We start from the raw sequence: 19,598 nt of genomic DNA on the forward strand, positions 1-19,598 counted from the left end.
CTTATGTTAGACAATTTCAAGCTTTTCATTCTATTTGTTCTTTTTTCCAGCAATTTGTATACCCAGCTTTACAAAAGTCATGATTGGGAGGTTAATCCTGTATATCATGAAATTGACTCCGAAGATGAAACCTTGTCTTCTGTGGCAATCAAAGAAAAATATCTAATTCAGTACTACAAGCCAGTTCTGGGAAATGCTTATAAATTATTTGAAACCAAACATAGTATTATACGCGTGAATACGGAAAAAGGAGTGAAAAGGCATAATCGGGTTTATATTCCTATACGGAATATACGCAGAGTAGTAGATATCAAAGCAAGGGTACTAACTAAGGATGGGAAGGTTAAATTACTCAATAAAACGAATATTAAAGAACTCAAGAATGTGAAAAACTATGGGAATTTTAAAATTTTTGCAATGGAAGGAGTTACTAAAAATTCTCAATTGGAATTCATTTATACTTTGGAAAGGCAAATTAGTTCCGTAGGTAGCGTCGTTGTCCAAAAAGATTACAAGGTAAAGAAGGCGGAAGTTATTTTGAGGAGACCGACTTCACTTATCTCGGAGATTAAGCCCTATAATGGCTTCCCAGAGTTTACCAGAAAAGTTGTAGAAGGTAATAAAAAGGCTTATACGGCAACGGTCAATAATATCCCTGCGATGATAGACGAGGAGTCTGCTACCCCGGATGCCAACAGGATGAAAGTATCCTACGTGGTAAGAGGCACCAATGGCAATGGGATGTGGGAAAACTTGAAAAACGTATTACAGCGTAATTATATAAAGATAAAGTCTAGAAAAATAAAAACCTTGGTTGCGGATTTTGAAAAGTACAAAGCTGACGATGACAATGGTATTATCAATACGATCTCGAACTATGTGCACAATAGATACCATATTGTAAGAGGTAATACTCCCGAATATGATGATCTCAGTACAATCATAGCCAAAAAACAAGCCACGGAACAAGGCATAGTTAAAGTATATACTGCCTTATTCAATCATTACGGTATTTCTTATGAATTGGTTTTAACTTCTAATCGTTATCATCATAAATTTGATGAGTCGTTCTATTCAAGTTTTAACCTTCAGGAATTATTGATTTATTTTCCGGAGAATGAAAAATACATTGTGCCAAGCCATGTAAATTCCAGATTGGATTATGCACCTCTAGAGTATATATCCAATACAGGATTTTTTGTAACTGATCATAATTATCGTTTTGAAGAGATAGCCATACCACCGGTCGAGCACACACAAACAATTCGGAATTTTACATTGGCAATTAATGAACACAAAGTGGGATGGGTACAGTGTCAGCAAAAGCTTTCGGGTTATAAAGCCTCTAATATGCGCGGTGCTCACAAATACTTTAGCAAAGAAGATTACAATGAGTTCAAGAATATCACCGCTACGTCGGGCATTGAAGATGCTGAAATTATAAAGTTTGATGTTGCAAATGAAAATCTAGAACTAATTACAGATAATACCACATTTGAAATCAATTGGACCTATACTGCAGAAAGTTTGGTAGAGGAAATTGGAGATGATGATTTGTTGTTTAACATTGGAAGGGTTATTGGGACTCAAATTGAGTTCTATCAAGAAGTGGATAGGGTAAATCCTGTGGAGATACGATTTCCAAATACCTATAACTATCATTTTGAAATTACGATTCCCAAAGGGTACAGACCTAGTGGAATGGAAAGCTTAGAGATTAATGAAAAAGTGATGATTGATGGTATAGAGGCCTGTTCTTTTATTTCTTCTTATGAGGTTCAGCATGATAAAATCATTATAGAAGCAAGTGAAGCTTATCGCTTATTGAAAATGAACTTGGGGCATTACGAGGCCTATAAGAAAGTGGTTAATTCAGCTTTTGATTTTAGTAAAAAAAGCATTCTGTTTGAAAAAATATAACTCGTTTCTCTTGAATAAAGTGAGCGAATCACACAACTTAAAAAGTAAGGGTACCTATACAGTTTGCTGTATCGTTACATGAACCGTAATCAAAATTCAACGAATTGCCGTTTCCGTTCAAGGTAACTTCAACGGTTTCCGTCCAAATATCGGTTGAAAGTTCTAGCTCCTCCACGGTAATAGTCCAATCCTGCCTAGACAAAATGATTTTTTCATATCGAAACATTTTTGGTAAGGTAAGTTGATAAACAACAGTCGTTTAAGTAAACTTCATAGTATGGATAGACCTCAACTATCACTTCCCACCCAATAAATGATGGATTTTACTCTTATAGGTCTGACCGATGGGAATCTTATAGTCCTGCAGATAGATTAAGTTTCCTTGTATGCGCTTAATTTTATCGGTGGCGACCACAAAGGATTTATGGATACGTAAAAAGCTTTCTTTGGGTAGTAAATTCTCCAAAGTGGATATTTTTTCATGACTAACTATCATTTCCTCGGTTAAAAAGACCTTTGTATAATTGCCGTAGGCCTCAATAAATAGAATATCATCAGTGTGAATTTGATGGTATTTTTTATCCCCTTTCAGGAAGAAGCGACCGTTCTCCAAGTTAGGGTTGCCAGGAGATTTCGCCGGACTTACTTGCTCCGATGCATTCACTTTATTTACTGCCTTTAAGAAACGCGGAAAAGAAAAAGGCTTGAGCAGATAGTCCAGTACATCCAATTCGTACCCTTCTAAAGCATATTCTTTATGTGCCGTAGTCACGATGATCTGTGGAGGCTTTGGTAAAGTTTTTAGCCACTCGAAGCCGGTCATTTTGGGCATATTAAGATCCAAAAAAATTAAATCTACTTTTTGCCGGGTAACGATTACAGAAGCTTCAATGGGATTATAGGCGTTACCGATTTTTTGTAAGTGGAGCAACTCCTTGCAATAGCCTTCTATGATGCGATGTGCTATGGGTTCGTCGTCAATAATGCAATAGGTTATCATTCGCACGCTTATGGGTTTGGGAATAGGTTTAAGTGAGCTGTATACGTGGCATCCATTTTTTCAATCTTCAATTCATGCCGATTCGGATAGATATGCGCCAGGCGTTTCTTCAGATTATCGAGCCCGATACCTGCATTTTCGTGGGGAGCATTGGGGTCGTAATTATTGGCAATGGTAAAAAATATCTGATTGCCCGGCGTTTTCAGATCTAAATGGATATAGGCGTTTTCCGTTAATGGTTCAACACCATGCTTCAACGCATTTTCCAATAAAATAATAAAGAGCAATGGGGCAACCTTTACACCTTCCCGAATAGTATGATTAAACCGAATTTCAACTTTTTTTTGATAGCGGATTTTATGTAGTTCGATGTAGTTTTCCAGATAACCGATTTCATCCTTCAATAACACTAAATCCTCTTTTCCCTGATAGATGGTATACCTCATCATATCGGACAGTTTTAAAACGACTTCCGGGGCTTTTTCGGATTTTTCTACCACTAAACCATAAAGATTATTCAACGTATTGAAAAAGAAATGGGGATTGATTTGACTTGTAAGCAAAGCCAATTCCGCCCTTGCCTTATCTGCCTTTAGCATTTTTAACCAACGCCATTGTTCATATCCCCACAAAGCAGCAAAAACTGGAATCGGAAGGAGCATAAAATTTACCAAATTCAGACGATAATCCTGTACGTGATCGGGTGTGGTAGTAAAAAAGAAAAAATTATAAGCGATAACCAACCCGTATACGGAAAGAATGGCGATCCGATATTTTTTGAAAAATTCGGGCAAAATGAGGTAAGCAACCCCTAACCAAAATAGAATCAACAGCGGAACAGTAAGGGAACTATCCCAAATACCGGTATAATGGGGTATAACAAACAGTACAGCCAGGAAAATAACAGTGATTCCCCCTTTGATAAAAGCTTTGTAATTTTTTTGAACAAAACCATCCATAATGCAAACTTAGCATTATTGATACGCGTCTTATAATCTCTTTGACCAACACTGTACATTTTGTGTCGAACACCATGTTTTTTTGATCGAATCCTATTAGCCCACGATTTAGCTATAAGTATATCCTCTTTTAGCGTGTTCATCAAAATAATTTCAAGAGACTTTTCAATGATTTTAGGTTTGAATCGCATAATCAAACTGTAAATCATTATGAGAATTATTTGGAAAATCTTTAAGTGGATCGGCATATTTATTGGATCATTGTTGTTGCTCATTATTTTAACTGGCCTATGTCTGCGTCTGTTCAGTTCCAAACCGCAACCCCCCGGGGAACTGGTTGATATTGGAGGTTTTAAACTACATATCAATAGTACTGGAGCAAAAAACAATAAACCTACTTTGGTCATTGAGGCAGGGGCAGGTGGGCATAGCGAATACTATTATTGGTTGAGTGAAGGACTTAAGGATAGTCTACGCGTAGTTCGATATGATAGGGCCGGTATCGGTTATAGCGAACTTAGTGATGGTCCGCGAGACCCGGAAACCATTGCGCGCGAACTGCATACCTTATTGAAAGAAGTGGGAGAATCACCACCCTATATTATGGCCGGTCATTCCTATGGAGGGCACTACATTCGCGTGTTTACTCAACTCTACCCCACCGAAGTGGCCGCGATGGTTTTTTTGGACGCCCCACATCCAGATATAGATGAGAGACACAACTTGCCACCACCACCTAGTTACATGGGCGCGATATACTATACAGGAGCCGTTTTAGGAGATTTGGGTGTCTTGGATTTATATACCAGAATAGTCGAACGATCCATACTTTGGGCTCCCGGGCTACCCGAAGAAGTTACCGACCGTTATCAGGATTACACTTTAAATGGAAAGTACCTTTGGGGTTATTTGGAAGAAGAGAAATGGTATAGGGATTTGGTGGAGATGTCTAGAAATGCAAGCGAATTCGATTCTTTGCCGATTCGGGTGTTCTCAGGAACACATTTAAATGAAAAGGCAGTTAGAAGCATGGGTCTTAATCCAGAAAAGATGAGAGCTGAACGGGTAGAGATGCAGGAAGAAATGGCAAATCTTTCAACAAATGGTAAAGTCTTTTTCCTTGACGGAGGTCATGTTACCATTTTTACCGAAAAGAAAAATGCCGATATTATTTGTAAAGAGATAATTCAACTTTCGGAAGAATTAAAAAACTGAAAAGGGTACCGTTATGGTGTTTCTCCATCTAAAAGTCTGAACAAACTGAATTAAGATGGGTGAAAGAATTGTATTGGAATGCAGTTAAGAGATGCATAGGAACACCATCCTTTTTGGGTCTATGGACGTACATTTCTTAATCACAGCTTTTCTTGGCACTAAAGTCGTCCGCCTGGGATAATGCTTCATTCTGGGAAATGTCCTCTTTATGCAGCAATAGCCGATCTATGGCATGAAAGTCCGAACGGGCCGAGATTTCCATAAGATAAACACCAGGTTCTTCAAAGGTTACATAAACATCATGGGCATCATGGTCCGAAGTCCGGGCCTGCCATTTAAAACTGTTGTCATTACCGCTTCGGTACACCTTAAACCAACCCTCCTTGGAAGCCCCATTTGGGTTGGGCTCTTTTCCGGAACCACCCGGATAGACTTTGCTGCCGTCGTTTTTCATTCCAAAGAAGTCTTGGCCATCGGGAAAACGCAACCAGGAATCATTGTGTTCCGTGCCGTTATCTCCTTTTCGATACGATGATTTCCACGTGAATCGATAGGTGCCGGTATCGGTTATCCTAACGGGAAAGGTAATCATACCATTACCTGGATTGCCCATACTGGCATCACCCTCCCATTGCATGTAACCCTGGCCGGAAACACCATCAATGGCATCTTTCAATACCCAACCTTCCGGGAAATCGTTGTCCTCAAATTCAATGGATAGGATGCCGTCTTTTTCCTCGAAAACGAAACCAACGGAACCAGGGCAATCATTTTCGGGTTCTTTAAGCTCTTGCACATCTTCCTGTTCCGTACCATCTTCCGTTAACTGTTCCTCCAAGGAAGCCTCCTCATTGCTACAGGAAGGGAAGGCGAATATGACAATCAAGGATAGGATAAGTAGGGTTCTCATAACTTGGGTTTTGACTGGACAACGCCAAAAGCGAAATCCATATTGTCCGAGCATGGAAACATTCGATGAAATTCAGTCTAAAAGGCAGAGGGTTATAAGACTTTTCGACAAAACGAAGCGGACAATGCCGTGTCATTTAAATTCCTGCAGTCTATTGAACTCCTTTTTTAAGTCATGGAAAAGGAAATTTTTGAAGCAACCCATAAGCCTTGGAAGTATCTATTGAAAAAGGAATAATTGCTTTTTTATGCGAATTTTTTTTCTATTACTTTTTATCCTTGTTTCATGTGAAAAGGAATCTTCAAACGAGAATTCTTTCGGAACGTGTGATGCGGACGGAACTTTCACTGATGTTGAACGTACCACTGCCAGATTGATAGGAAATTGGAAATGGACTAAAAGCGATTGCGGACTTTGTGCCAATCCGGGGATACGTGAAGCCGACAAAAATATCATGGCTAGTTTTGCCGCTGACGGAACATTTTCGGTAAAGGAAGATTCGGAGACCATAGAAGAAGGGACTTGGGAGTTTTTGGAATCCTATGGAGGGTTCTTTATATCGATTGAACCAAAAAATGCAGCGTATTTAAATGGCTCGATCCGTGTTTGTGATACGGAACTAATTTCGGACGCACGACCCTGGGACGGGGCTGGTTTTTTGTTCGTTAAGGTGGATTCATAAATTACAATCTTACTAGTTGGCCGATTAACGAAAAGAAATTAAGGAGAAAGCAAAGTTTCAAAAAACGTTTTTAATCCAAAATCGTCTTAACCCCATTTTCCGTGGAATAAAGTGCCTTGATTTCGTTTTCCGTCAGCGCTCTATTGTAAATGGACAAATCGTCCATAAATCCAATATAGCTTAGTCCCAAATAGATGTTGGACCGATTCAATTCCCAGGTAAAAGAATCCGAAATATCCGGTCTGGTCCCTTTTAATTCCCCGTTGATGTATAGGGAGGCTTGGCCTTTTTCGGTATTCAATCCGGAAAAATTAATGAGTATATGTGTCCATTCCCCTTTGCCAAAAGGCGGGTTGACCACAGGTACGAGTTGCGGTAGAAAAAGATCGTTCTCGTCTTCCAATCCCTCGGGATTCCAGATATTTCGATCTCCGATGACCCCTAATCTGAAATCCCTAGGGTTATTTTCGGTAAAATCTACCCAAATGGCGGCATCGTTATAACTAACGTCCGTAATTTGAATGGGGTCGCAGAAGCCTTGTTCCAGATCGGTAGCGGGATCAAGACTTAACCAAAAAGAAATGGCCCCTTGCCAATTTTCCTTACTATACGCTATGTTCCCTGCACTGGCATAATAGATGTATCCTTCACTACGTTGGGTAAATTGAAGCCCATAGCCATATTTGCCTTTTCCTTCCTGGCGCGTAATATCTGGTTTGTGAAGGCCTACTCTGGAAGAATCGAGGGCTTTCCTATTGGAAACGGTATAGAGTAGGGAATCCCCACTTGCAAAATCAGCGTTGACCCCGGTGTCAAAAGAGGCATAAAAAGTAAGTGCCTTTCTCAAGTCGGCGGCCAAGGTATCTTCTTTAGCCTCCGCCTTTTTAACTTTTTTCTCTTTACAGGAAGTCAATCCGATAGTACATAGTAGGAGCGTCAGCCCCCAGTATTTTACGATAGCTCTTTTAGTCATGGGTTTTCATGTTGAAAATGGTACAACTCCTAAAATACATAATTAATACATAAGGTTGTGAGAATAGGCGATAATTGAACCTGACTTTGTCCGTACAAGGCCAAAAACTTCTCTTAACTACCATTGAGAGTCCATTTGATGCGCAAAAGGAAGTAGGTAGGGCTTCAAAGTAAAATAAGAACACCCTTTTTATTGAAAATGCCACAAAGTAGCATGACTTGGCGAATTATGTTCTTTTATATTTGTATAACCCAAAGGCACGAACCTTGGAATATGCCGATGCATGGCCATTGTGCATATGACAGAAACTCCACTGGTGAATAATGGCTTACGATTTATTAAGACAACAGATTAAAAAAAACATCCAAATCTCAAACCTTGACTTGGATACGATCTGTAGTTATTTTAATCCAAGTTTTATTGAGAAGAAAGATTTCGTACTAAGACAGGGCAGTATTTTCAAATTCGAGGGTTTCGTTTTGGAAGGTTGCTTTAGAATTTTTACGATCGATACCAAAGGAAATGAAAATACCTTATATTTTGCGGCCAAGGATTGGTGGTTGATGGATATTGATAGTTTCATGAATCAAACCCCTTCCAATTTGAACATTCAAGCTTTGGAAGATAGCCAGGTGCTGTTGATCAATAGAACCGACAAACTTTCACTTTACGAATCGGTTCCGATGGTAGAAAAACTGTTTAGGGTGATGTCCCAAAAAGCATTGATCTCATGGCAACGTCGCCTAATTAGAAACCATTGCCAGACCGCAAAGGAACGCTATCATTATTTTACGAATACCTACCCCAACATTGTATCAAAACTTACGGACAAACAGATTGCCAGCTATCTCGGCATAACCCATGAGTTTTTAAGCAAAATAAAAAAACGGTCTTAATTTATAGTCTCAAAAGGGGCCAGTTGAACTTGTTCAATTTTTTTCTCAAAACAGTTTATAATTTTTGTACTCTAACTAAAAAAGGAATTATGAACTTATTTGAGAGACCAAAAATTTGCATTATTGTGTTGGGCCTAATTTTGGGATTCAACGTCGGGCAAGCACAGATAGCCCATGACATTACGCATGACGATGCTTTTAAAGCACTCCTGGCCGCAAAGCAAAAGGCCGAAGATTCCAATGTTTTGGTAAACATTGCGGTAGTTGATGCCGGTGCCAACCTAAAGGCATTTATACGGATGGACGAATCGTTCCTAGGGAGTATTGATGTAGCCATTAAGAAGGCAAAAACAGCAAGATATTTTGACATAGATACTGGAAAATTGGGGGAATTAACGCAGCCGGGAGGTGCCATATACAATATAGAACTCTCCAATGAGGGTTTAATTACCTTTCCTGGCGGATTACCTATAAAGAACAAAAACGGTAAAATTGTCGGGGCTATCGGTGTAAGCGGCGGCACCATAGAGCAAGACAGGGATATTGCCAAGGCGGGGGTTCAATCAATTCTAAAATAGTTCAGTACATCTGAAAAAGTGAAGGTTATGAATAAAACAAAAAGTTTCATACTAAGTATCACATTGTTCATGTCGCAAATTTGTTTAGCGCAAGTTTCGGATGGACCAATGCTATACAGACAGGACTTCAAGAAAATTTCGGCCAACAATACCGTTACAATAACCAGCTACAAAAAAAATGGTGGAGATTACGTATTTGTTGGTGGTTTTGGCAACATTGATGTTTTCAGCCTAAATAAAGAAGGTTTACTAACACCAATAAGTAACCATGAACTTTACAAGCAAAAGGGACCTGCAAGAGGAATGGTCGCCGATCACATCAACGGTACCGATTTTCTATTCGTGGCCAACAAATATGGAAACGTTATCGAGACGTTTAAAATTTTGGATAACGGATCTTTGGATCGGGTCGCCCTGGTAGAAGATACCGATGAAACTCACCTTGGTGTGGCCATTACACTTCAAGTTGTCCACATGAAAAAATCATCCTATCTATTTATAGGAGGCTTGGAAGAAACTCCCGGATTAAGCTGTTTTAAAATACTGAACGATGGCAAACTAGAACATGTACAGTCCATGAAAGATGATGAAACCATTTTTACCGATGGTATAATCGGAATGTACACTCATAAAATTAACGGAAAAACTTTTTTATACACAGGGGGATTTCAGGATAATGGAGTGAGTAGTTTTAGGGTCTATGAAAATGGGAAATTCAAAAATATCAACAACATAGGTGATAACAAAACTGATAGGTTTTTAACCGGTGCTTACCCTGTAACCGGTGTGCAATTGGGAGGCAATTATTATGTAATTGTAGGTCACAGACATCATAAATATTATGAAAGAAACGGGTTTATCAAAAACACCGACTTTTTTTACCACGGTGATGGGGTGAGTGTTTTCAAAATAAATACAAAAGGGGCTTTGGTGCCTCACTTCGTTTTAAAGGATGACGAACACACCAAGTTACAGGGGCAGACTAGGATTGAAGTGGTTTCGGTAACCGAGGATGAAGCCATTTTAGCGGTTGGTACCAGAGACGATGCCAGTATTCAACTTTGTAGACTTAATAAAGAAGGTGTTTTAAGCCCCCTGAATTATTTGGAAACAGGCTTTTCGATTTACTATGGTCTAAGGTCCCATAACATAGATAGCACTGATTTTCTTATTGCCGGTTCGAATAGATTCGATTTGCATAAGGTGGCCAGTTACAAAGTGGCCCCTAAAATTGATACGGAAGGAAAAGTACTGCGGCATGTCGTAAACCTAAAATATAAGGCAGAGGCTAGTGAAGCACAGATAGAGGAAGCCATCAAAACCTTTATAGATATCAAAAATGATATTCCTGAAATCGCCAGTATTGAATGGGGGATAAACAACAGCACAGAGGGGGCCAGTAAAGGCTTTACCCATAGCTTTACCCTAACCTTTAACGATGAACATGCCAGGGAAATTTACCTGTTCCATAAAGCGCATTTGGATTTGGTAAGCAAAGTAGGCCCCATAATAGAAGATGTTTTTGTGATGGATTATTGGACGGAAAAATAAACACTAAGGAAATGAGCGATTTAAAATATAAAAAGGCCATTATAACCGGAGGTAGCAGAGGGTTGGGAAAGGCTACTGCCATAGCTTTCGCAAAAGAAGGCATTGACGTTGCCATAACGGGTAGAAACGAAGATAAACTAAAGGAAACCGTAGCCGAATTAAAAACTTTTGGAATAAAAGCAATGTATTCGATATTTGATGTTGGCAACTACGAAGATGTCAAAAGCAACATCAAAAACATCGTGAAAACCTTGGGAACGGTCGATATTTTGGTAAATAACGCTGGTATTGCGGCCATAGGGTCTTTTAATGATATGAAAATTGAACAGTGGAGTCAAATTATTCAAACCAATGTTATGGGCATGTATTATGTAACCAAGGAAGTTTTGCCTTATTTGCTGGATAAAAATGAAGGCGATATTATTAATGTGTCTTCCACTGCAGGTTTAAACGGAAATGCCAATATATCTGCTTATTCAGCTTCAAAATTTGCGGTTATAGGCATGTCGGAATCCTTAATGAAGGAGGTTCGAAAAAATAATATTCGAGTAAATACCTTAACACCCAGTACCATTGAATCCGATATGACCATTGAGTTGGGTATTGCGACCAAAGGTTCTGAAAGCAGTATACTCCAGCCAGAAGACTTTGCTGAATTGATACTCACAGGTTTGAAACTTCCAAGACGGGCAATGCTGAAAAGTGCCGCGTTATGGTCTACAAATCCATAAAGACGACTTACTATAGACCATTCCAAATACCCCCTAAACAGAAAGTTTTTTGGAACCAACAAACTCTTGTTTTCACAGTTTTGTTTGAGTCCTAGATTTTATTCAAAAAACTTTTCACATGTTTTCTGACCAGTTTTTGTAGAGCTCCCATAGAAAAGCGTAAAGCAAAAATCTGATAGAACATATTTCTATGTTTCCGACCATCTCAGGAAAGCTCGGATTTTCTCTGAAACAAAGAACCTTTATTAAATAGGGTGGCTTACTCTGGGGATTTGGTTGTGGTTAATTTCGCTATGCTCGTTTGACCCGGCGCTCCAAAGCTCAAAACCCATTCGGGCTTGCTGTGCTCAACAAACGCGTTAGCTTACAAAAAAAGTGAGCTCCTGTATTGCTCGCTTTGAATTTGTTTTCCGTTGGGCTTACTGGTGACCTGGCCGGGGCTCCCTTCGTCTTGGCTCAGGACAGGCTTCTCACCCCGATTTTACACCATAAAAAAACCCTGATCATAAATGTCAGGGTTCCATGTCACCTTGTGACCTGGCCGGGGCTCGAACCTCAGTTGTAATAATTTGATATTCAAAAAGTTAAAATTAATACTTTCAAAGTGCGCACCGAATAGCGCACCGGAACGTACTTGTATTTTAAAAGAACTTGTTTGTATTCAAATGTCGGTAAATTCTAATCGATTGTCAAGAATTGTTTCCTGCTTGACACTATTTACAATAAATTCTGAACGAGGGTAAAAAATAAGAAAAATTACTCTTGTTTGAATATTGAGGGTAAAAATCACCCATGTCGATTTTCCAAAATGTATCCTTTATTTGAATTTTAACAGTTTACATGAATAAGCTTTCACATTTAAGCTTTAATTGTTCAACAGCGTCTACAATATCATTTAAGTCTAGAATTTCTCCATGAATCACAAGAGTATTATTATAAGAGTTATACCCTCTGTGACAAGATTCTCCAATTGATGAACTTAAAGATGGATTCATTGCTAAATCAGTATAAGAGTAAATATCCTTGTCCTTAAAAAAATCATCTAATAATTCATCATAGTGTTCAAATTTATTCCTGAATTTTCTACTTTTTAAAACACTATTAGAATCAATTTTCAGAAGTTCCCTAAGATGTTCTCCCCTTTCTTTATATTTTGATGTTGGCCATAGAATTTTAGAAATGTTACCTGATGATATTAAAATGGATTGAATACTTAACCAAACAGCAATTTTATCAAAGTCATCAACAGATTCTTTCAATCGCTTGCGAGAATATGACACAAGTTCAGCTTGGAAAATTAATTCCGTTATAAAAGCACCCTCTCGAATTAGGTTCATCGTTTTTTTGAACTTTGGTCTGGTCATTTCTTCGCCGGTCAGTTTTCAATTAAAATCTTGTTGCAACAATTCCAGTTGTATTGTTGCAGGAACAATTTTCTGCGGCCCTCGCGTTAAATCCCCTTCTTCAATTCTAAAAGAGATTCTATCAGATAACGCAATATTGTAAAAAAGTACTTAGGAACGTCAAATACAATTTTAAGTAGTTCACCAAAGCTATTCACAGGAAGTTTTTGGGCCGTAGTTTTTTCAATATAAGCGTCTAGCGTTCTAATTGGTTAAAAAATACTCCACGGTTACCAACTCAATGGAATTGATCCTGCCTAGGTCGAGTGAGCTCTCCTGGTCAAATGTCAATATACAGTTTGAATTTGCATCAATTGTATTACAAGGAATTGAGGCAGTATTGGAATAGTTGTTTTTTGTTTCCAATCCATTTACATTGACAGTGAGTATGGGTACTCCCACAACATCATAGTCATTGGGATTGTTTAATTCAATTTCAAATTGAAAACGCGATGTATTGGTTTCACTATTCTCGGTATAACTAAAATTTAAAACTTCAAAAGAGAAGTTTTCCAGTATAGGAGGGTCAATTTGGATGGGGTCTTCAGATTCTGGGAAGTCACATGGGACTTCTTGAATCCTATTATAACTGTAGGTTTGATTTCCTAAAACATAAGTTTGTAGTAAGGTTATGGTTTTTGTACAATCCTCTTCATCGGAAGAGCAGTTCCAAAATAAAGTAGTCAAGATTAATAGGAATTTGAACTTAACGAACCGTTGCATATCAATTTTGAGATTAGGGTTAGTATGCTTACTTTAAACGAAAGAATTCTATTCCTATTATTTATATCTTTTCCAACAGTAACTCTTTTGTCGTCTATGCCAATGATATCGTTTATTTAAACTTTATGACTTTGCCTGTTTTCACAAATTTGAAATCCTCCGCAACGCATTCAAATGTATTGTCTCTAAAGAAGAAAACATAATGTTTAAAATTATCCTTTTTGCCAATAGGATTTTTGGAGATAATTTTTTCATCAATAGGAAAATCTTTTTTCCAATCGGATCTTTTTATTTGATAAAACCCATAATTATCTATTCCCTCATCATAATATCGATAGTCCTTAAAATTATCTGAACCAGGTCCACCAAGTCTATATTTTATAGCATTGTAGAAAAGTAACTCAGCCTGTTCATCATCTTCTACATTATCCCAAAGAAATGGATTCAGTAAAAACTTCAAATTCAGAGTAGAATCATTTATTGAAATTTCAGGACTTGGAGCATTAGGTTCTGCATCATATTCCAAATTCAATTTGATATATATTGGTTTCTCAATCATCGTTTAGTTAAACTATGGAAACACGTTCTTGTATTGTTCGCTGCGGTTTCAGCTTTGAGAGTTAAGTACGGCTTCTGCCGAATCAGCCGTCAGGCAGGCAGAAATCGTATTGGAAAAGGAGTAAGGCTAGCCCTACTATTCTCAATTAGCTAAAGATATTAATATTATCAGAATTTTTATTTTGAAATCATTGCGAAGAAGTGAATTATACAAGTCATTCTACCCAGTATGATTAAATTGATTTTCTTAGATTTTCAGGTGGATCCATGAAATCGTAAAATTCATATATATCAAAGCTTGATATTGTCCAATCATTCTCAATGCAACCTGGTTTTTCTTTTCTAAGTCGCTTCCACTCATTGTTTTCAAAAAAGTACCAAGAGTAAATTAGTTTAAAATGAAATTCATCAGGATTTTCAGAATTCTTGTCGAAATCTGGTCTGCAATCTATATCCAAAATTTCGCTTTTACCATTCCTATTATTTATTAACCATATGGATTTAAGGGAAATCATAAACCCTTTTTTATCTAAAATATAATTTATTCCATTTTCATTGATCTCTAGGAAGTAGGAAATAGGGCCATTATATGAGCCCCAACCAACAGAATAATCTACGGTAACTAAAAATACAGGCTTATTTTTTTTTGCATAAGGAAAAATTCTATCAATTCGTGCAGATTCTCTACCTAATTCTTCAAAATATAAGATTTTTAATCTATCGTTGACTAAAACAATAATTGCTTGTTTATATCTCTCCTCACTTAAAGGATCAACATCTTTTGTTTCAAAAGTAGGGAAGAAAGTATTGGTATGGCCATAAAACTCTAAATCTCCTGAAATACCTTCTAATCTTTCATCTGTTAGCAGTAGTAAAGCTCCATTTAAACCGTTTGAGAAATCATTGAGTTTTATAGCCTGATTTATTTTATAACCTGATAGATTTAATTCGTCACTATTGAGAACTTTATCAAAATTCGATTCATCTTCAGAGAAATCTTCTTTTTCGTTTAAGACATTTGTTTCGTTTATAATCTTATTGCCATTTATAACATCACCTTCAGCGGTTTCAATGTTCTGTTCTCCTGAATTTCCATTTGATGAAGAATTATCCGAATTAAAAGACACATCAAAAACAAAAACTAATAGCGTTGTAAAAATTGTTGTACCTGCTCCAATCCAAGCTGCTCTAATTGTCACAGATTTTCTTTTCATTATTGAGTGATTTTTTTAATTATGTAAAACTTGTTTATAGCGATGCAAAATACATCGCTATACTCCCAAATTGTAATAAAATCGATGTATTTGAGCATAGTATATTCGAATCGTTTAATTATACTTTAAGAAATGTTCTAACACTATCGTTCATTTGGGCTTTTGAAAATCAAACATTCCATCTAACTGTGAATTAAAATCAGAATTGTCTTGATTTGTCTTTTTCTTTCTTGTCTCTGACATGTATTTAAACTTATAAACGTTGTTATATTTTCCATCATGAACAACGGCTTCAAAAGTATCTCCTGGAATCATACTCTTAAACAACCTCATATCTTCTTCGCCAAATACCATTAATGTACAATCTTCACAACGAATTTTTATCAGAGTGGGATTGACTTTATCCCATCCTGTATACCTATCAATGACATCATTGCCATAAATAATCTCACGAATTTTCAGCTTTACCTTATGGACACCCGGATTAATTGTTTCTAGAATCATCGTTTTATTAAACTTTGGTGATTTCACTCTTTATGTGCTCTGATACATTAATCCAGTTTGTATCGTCTGTTAAATAAAGTTCACAAAAACATTCTTCTTTGACAACTTTAAGTATATGATTGTACCAATCCACATAAGTCCAATCTGTGGGTTTTGGTGAATAGACAGTTTGTTTTTCTTGATTCCAATGTACTTGTTTTGCAGTACGATATACAAGTGTGAACTTTTTCATATTCGGGCTAATATGTAAGCATCCGAGGCTATCGATTTCGACTTTTATTATTCTATCTCTATCCAACTATTGAATCGTTTTTTTGAACTTTGATAACAGCCTCGGCTATGACACGACGCTTCAGCGCGCAGGCCCCAGCGAACCTTATTTATTAGAAACTAAGATAGGCAATTGACGCAAGCCTAAGGGAACGATGTGTTAGAGGCGTTGTTGGCCAACGTTGTTAATATTCAACGTATCGTACTGATTGTTTCAAAACCCACTTGTCTTCCTTTTCAAAGAAATCAAATTCTTCCCAGCCACCTCTATGTCCTCCACGGTCTTCATATAAATATGCTCTACTCACCAGTAAGACAGCTCCCTGTCTATCCCTACTGATGTAAGCATTCGATACACCAATTATTATTTTGTCATTAACCTCTTTTTTATCTAAAACTTTGATTGCCGACCGACTTAATAGTTCTTTGGAAAAGTTGATAGTATCAGATTTATCAATAGACTTCCATATCAAACTCTTCTGTGAGTCATTAAGTGATTTTAACGGGAGGCTATCTCTTAGTAGTCTTTCAAGGACCAGACTGTGGCTAGTTGAAGTTTTAAAATAAACATTGTTTTCCTCTGCCTCGAATCCAACTACTCTTTTTATTAGAGTATCAATCATTTGATGATATGCGGAGTCCTTGGAGGCTACACTCATTGTAGACTGGTCAGCTATTGGATGTTTTAATTCTTTAGCTTCCTTACAGCTGCCAGAGAGAATTAATAGTACAAATAATGAGATATGTTTCAAATGTGAAAGGTATCTAGGCTAACGTAAATACATGGTCATTGATCATATATTAATTATATATTTAATCGTTCGTTTTGCGAGGCTACTCCGTTTTCAAATTCTTTACGGGGTTGGCCATTGAGGCCTTTACCACTTGGGAGCCAACCGTAAAAAATGCTATGCAAATAACAAAGAGCCCGCCAATGAGAAACAACTGCCAACCTATATCGATACGGTATGTAAAATCCTGCAACCAAGTATTGCCCAGAAAATATGATAAGGGGCTGGCAATCAGCAATGCGATTAGGACAAGTTTTAGAAAGTTCTTAAGGTGCAATATCGTAATACTCAAAACCGATGCTCCCAATACCCGTCTTATCCCGACCTCTTTTTTTCTTTGTTCGGTCGTGTAAGAGGCCAGTCCATACAGTCCGATACAGGCGATGAATATTGCGATAAGCGTAAAACCTATGGTAACGGTCGAAGTCCGCTTTTCCTTTTCGTAATTTTTTTGGAAATCGTCGTCCAAAAATGAATATTCAAAGGGAATGCCCTTGTTCACATTGCTCCAAACGTTTTCTACTTTTGAGATCACTTCATCCAGATCACCTTGCCTCACATTGGCGATAAAATAAGCAGGTTGGGCCTGGTTCAATCCGACCAGTCCATAAGGTGTAATGGTCTTGTGCAAACTCTCATGGTTGAAATCCCTTACCACACCCACTATCTCATAGGACCTCCTTTCACCGGAACTCACATAGTAGATATTTTGACCTACGGCATTGGCGGGAGCATATCCCAGACGCTTCACGGCAGTTTCATTAAGGACTATGGCATTATCACGATTTACATCGTTCCTTGATAAGGTTCTTCCATATAACCGTTCGTACCCCAAGGTTTCAACATAATCATCACTTATCTGGGCCAAACGCACGTCTACCTGTTCGTTCTTGGTCTTTCCCTCTGCGAAGAACATATTGGACTGTACCAATTCAAATCCCGGATATGTCGATCCGGCCGATGCCGATACCACATTCGGGATTTGAAGAATTTCGCTCTTCAGACCGGAATAGTTCCCTGCCGTTGATGCGTTGCGAAAAGGAATGACAATCTGACCGTCCTTTTTGAACCCAAGATCGCGACCATCGATAAAACTCATTTGTTGCCAAAAAAGAATGGAAACCAAAATCAAGCAGGCGGAAATACAAAATTGAAATATCACCAACCCCTTTCTTATGGTCGCCGCGGTGTTTGTGCCACCACCTTTTCCTCTCAGGGCCATGACAGGCTTGAACGATGAGAGGTACAGGGCCGGATAGCTTCCCGAAAGTAATCCGGTAAAGATTGCAAGGCCAACGATCCACAAAAGTATTTCAGGATTCCCGGTAACGGTCAGGCTTTTCTGTGCCAATGTGTTGAAGGCCGGAAGACAGGCTACTACGATAAGAAGTGCAAGCAACAATGATAGCAGGCACATGAACATCGACTCTCCCAAAAATTGGTTGATCAGGGATGTCTTGGTGGCACCGACTGCTTTCCGAACCCCTATCTCGCTTGCCCGTTTCTCCGATTTAGCGGTGGATAGGTTCATGAAATTGACACATGCGATCAGTAATATGAAAGCGGCTATGGAACTGAATATATAGATATAGAGCATGCTACCATTATTTGATATTTCATGGCCTATGGATGATTTCAGGTAAATATCCTTGACGGGCTGTAAAAAAAGGCTTTTCTTCAGTCCTGCCTCCCTAAAATCGTTACTCGCATTCTTTTCAAGGAATGCCGGCAATTTGTTCTCGAACGCAACGGGATCGCTCCTTTGTCTCAATTTGATATAGGTATGGAATATACTGTTTGTCGCCCAATTGGTCTGACTATTGACCCACTGCCCGATATCCCCGTTCTGCATCGATAAAAGCAGATTAGGGTCAACATGTGATTTGTTATTTGAATTATCGAAGACCCCTTTCACGGTATAGTCGATTTTGCCATAAGGAATTTCGATACTTACAATTTGGTCGATGGGATTCTCCTCTCCAAATAGCTTCTCCGAGATTTCTTCGGAAATCACCACCGTATTCGGACTATTCAAAGCATTTTCAATATTCCCGTATTTGAAGTTGTATGTGAAAATTTCAAAAAAAGTTGAATCTACATAATAACCTTTTTGCTCGTAAATCTGAATATTACGTTCTTCATTTTTCAACAACATATTTCCCGTATTGGGGAAATTCAATACACGGGTCACCTGTTCGACTTCCGGAAAGTCGTTTTTTAATCCCTTGGACATAACGCCCGGGGTGCCCGCCCATTTTTCACTTTCGGTGTTCAAAGCCACCCTATATAAACGTTCAGCGGCATCATGATGTTTGTCGTAGCTCAACTCATCGGTAATGTACAGCACCAAGAGAAAGCACGCGGAAAGACCGATGGAAAGACCAAAAATATTGACAAAGGAGAACACTTTATTTTTGAGAAGGTTTCTCCAAGCTATTTTAAAATAATTGATAAGCATATTATGGTAATTGGACGATATAATCTTTGATGAATCTTTTTAGAGCTTAAAAAAGAATCTATTATCTTAAAATTGTACCAATTCCATGCCAATGTACATATCTATTTGTTATTCAGATAAATATATCTAGATTAAGTACTTATTCATATACGAGGGTGTAAATTTTATTGACAGGTCCTGTCCAATAAATGTACACCCCAACGATTTGATCGCGCTTCAAAAATTGATTTGTCCATGGAGCACAAAACCTTCCTGTAAGCCA

General features: G+C 38.0%; 20 protein-coding genes. 7 read left to right on the forward strand and 13 right to left on the reverse strand.

Features of this window, described 5'->3' with window-relative positions; translation table 11 throughout:
- Positions 1-3 precede the first annotated feature (3 nt).
- Entirely contained in the window at positions 4-1,920 is a 1,917-nt protein-coding gene (locus D7Z94_RS18735; protein ID WP_120713070.1) for a DUF3857 domain-containing protein, read from the forward strand.
- A 37-nt stretch (positions 1,921-1,957) separates the two neighbouring features.
- On the opposite strand, the gene D7Z94_RS18740 is transcribed toward D7Z94_RS18735, so the two are convergent.
- The 3 genes from D7Z94_RS18740 to D7Z94_RS18750 all read right to left on the reverse strand — a co-directional run bounded on the left by D7Z94_RS18740 (position 1,958) and on the right by D7Z94_RS18750 (position 3,879).
- Positions 1,958-2,146: a hypothetical protein gene (locus tag D7Z94_RS18740; RefSeq protein ID WP_120713071.1), complete on the reverse strand. Its 189-nt coding sequence runs from the start codon at positions 2,144-2,146 to the stop codon at positions 1,958-1,960.
- 69 nt (positions 2,147-2,215) lie between these two features.
- Positions 2,216-2,920, reverse strand: coding sequence for a LytR/AlgR family response regulator transcription factor (locus tag D7Z94_RS18745; protein WP_120713072.1), 705 nt, complete (start codon positions 2,918-2,920; stop codon positions 2,216-2,218).
- 8 nt (positions 2,921-2,928) lie between these two features.
- On the reverse strand, positions 2,929-3,879 hold the full coding sequence (locus D7Z94_RS18750) for a sensor histidine kinase (protein ID WP_120713073.1): 951 nt from the start codon (positions 3,877-3,879) through the stop codon (positions 2,929-2,931).
- 210 nt (positions 3,880-4,089) lie between these two features.
- Between D7Z94_RS18750 and D7Z94_RS18755 the strand changes: the two genes are divergently transcribed.
- Positions 4,090-5,094, forward strand: a complete 1,005-nt coding sequence (locus D7Z94_RS18755; RefSeq protein WP_120713074.1) for an alpha/beta hydrolase — start codon at positions 4,090-4,092, stop codon at positions 5,092-5,094.
- Positions 5,095-5,230: 136 nt separating this feature from the next.
- Here the strand turns inward: D7Z94_RS18755 and D7Z94_RS18760 are convergent, their stop codons facing one another.
- On the reverse strand, positions 5,231-6,004 hold the full coding sequence (locus D7Z94_RS18760; protein ID WP_120713075.1) for a hypothetical protein: 774 nt from the start codon (positions 6,002-6,004) through the stop codon (positions 5,231-5,233).
- A gap of 247 nt (positions 6,005-6,251) precedes the next feature.
- Here D7Z94_RS18760 and D7Z94_RS18765 point away from each other — a divergent pair, with 247 nt between their 5' ends.
- The gene (locus D7Z94_RS18765; protein ID WP_120713076.1) at positions 6,252-6,686 is read left to right on the forward strand and encodes a hypothetical protein; all 435 of its coding nucleotides are present in this window, start codon (positions 6,252-6,254) and stop codon (positions 6,684-6,686) included.
- Between the two features lie 70 nt (positions 6,687-6,756).
- Here D7Z94_RS18765 and D7Z94_RS18770 read toward each other — a convergent pair whose 3' ends face one another.
- Positions 6,757-7,659: a LamG-like jellyroll fold domain-containing protein gene (locus D7Z94_RS18770; RefSeq protein WP_120713077.1), complete on the reverse strand. Its 903-nt coding sequence runs from the start codon at positions 7,657-7,659 to the stop codon at positions 6,757-6,759.
- Positions 7,660-7,982: 323 nt separating this feature from the next.
- Between D7Z94_RS18770 and D7Z94_RS18775 the strand changes: the two genes are divergently transcribed.
- From D7Z94_RS18775 to D7Z94_RS18790, 4 genes are all read left to right on the forward strand, one after another.
- The gene (locus tag D7Z94_RS18775) at positions 7,983-8,555 is read left to right on the forward strand and encodes a Crp/Fnr family transcriptional regulator (RefSeq protein ID WP_120713078.1); all 573 of its coding nucleotides are present in this window, start codon (positions 7,983-7,985) and stop codon (positions 8,553-8,555) included.
- A gap of 89 nt (positions 8,556-8,644) precedes the next feature.
- A complete protein-coding gene (locus D7Z94_RS18780) occupies positions 8,645-9,133 on the forward strand; it encodes a GlcG/HbpS family heme-binding protein (RefSeq protein ID WP_120713079.1) in 489 nt (162 codons plus the stop codon).
- 69 nt (positions 9,134-9,202) lie between these two features.
- Positions 9,203-10,684, forward strand: a complete 1,482-nt coding sequence (locus tag D7Z94_RS18785) for a Dabb family protein (RefSeq protein ID WP_245967246.1) — start codon at positions 9,203-9,205, stop codon at positions 10,682-10,684.
- A gap of 11 nt (positions 10,685-10,695) precedes the next feature.
- Positions 10,696-11,415: a 3-ketoacyl-ACP reductase gene (locus tag D7Z94_RS18790; protein WP_120713224.1), complete on the forward strand. Its 720-nt coding sequence runs from the start codon at positions 10,696-10,698 to the stop codon at positions 11,413-11,415.
- Positions 11,416-12,251: 836 nt separating this feature from the next.
- Here D7Z94_RS18790 and D7Z94_RS18795 read toward each other — a convergent pair.
- The 8 genes from D7Z94_RS18795 to D7Z94_RS18830 all read right to left on the reverse strand — a co-directional run bounded on the left by D7Z94_RS18795 (position 12,252) and on the right by D7Z94_RS18830 (position 19,336).
- A complete protein-coding gene (locus D7Z94_RS18795) occupies positions 12,252-12,752 on the reverse strand; it encodes a hypothetical protein (RefSeq protein ID WP_211341809.1) in 501 nt (166 codons plus the stop codon).
- A 270-nt stretch (positions 12,753-13,022) separates the two neighbouring features.
- The gene (locus tag D7Z94_RS18800; RefSeq protein ID WP_147415932.1) at positions 13,023-13,505 is read right to left on the reverse strand and encodes a hypothetical protein; all 483 of its coding nucleotides are present in this window, start codon (positions 13,503-13,505) and stop codon (positions 13,023-13,025) included.
- Positions 13,506-13,653: 148 nt separating this feature from the next.
- The gene (locus tag D7Z94_RS18805) at positions 13,654-14,100 is read right to left on the reverse strand and encodes a hypothetical protein (protein WP_120713083.1); all 447 of its coding nucleotides are present in this window, start codon (positions 14,098-14,100) and stop codon (positions 13,654-13,656) included.
- A 232-nt stretch (positions 14,101-14,332) separates the two neighbouring features.
- A complete protein-coding gene (locus tag D7Z94_RS18810) occupies positions 14,333-15,313 on the reverse strand; it encodes a hypothetical protein (RefSeq protein WP_120713084.1) in 981 nt (326 codons plus the stop codon).
- Positions 15,314-15,463: 150 nt separating this feature from the next.
- On the reverse strand, positions 15,464-15,817 hold the full coding sequence (locus D7Z94_RS18815; RefSeq protein WP_120713085.1) for a hypothetical protein: 354 nt from the start codon (positions 15,815-15,817) through the stop codon (positions 15,464-15,466).
- 7 nt (positions 15,818-15,824) lie between these two features.
- Positions 15,825-16,115, reverse strand: a complete 291-nt coding sequence (locus D7Z94_RS18820) for a hypothetical protein (RefSeq protein WP_147415933.1) — start codon at positions 16,113-16,115, stop codon at positions 15,825-15,827.
- Between the two features lie 157 nt (positions 16,116-16,272).
- Complete coding sequence (locus D7Z94_RS18825) at positions 16,273-16,839, reverse strand: hypothetical protein (RefSeq protein ID WP_120713087.1); 567 nt, start codon at positions 16,837-16,839, stop codon at positions 16,273-16,275.
- Positions 16,840-16,921: 82 nt separating this feature from the next.
- Positions 16,922-19,336, reverse strand: coding sequence for an ABC transporter permease (locus tag D7Z94_RS18830; RefSeq protein ID WP_120713088.1), 2,415 nt, complete (start codon positions 19,334-19,336; stop codon positions 16,922-16,924).
- Positions 19,337-19,598: the final 262 nt, after the last annotated feature.

The organism is Ulvibacterium marinum, from assembly GCF_003626755.1.
Lineage (GTDB): Bacteria > Bacteroidota > Bacteroidia > Flavobacteriales > Flavobacteriaceae > Ulvibacterium > Ulvibacterium marinum.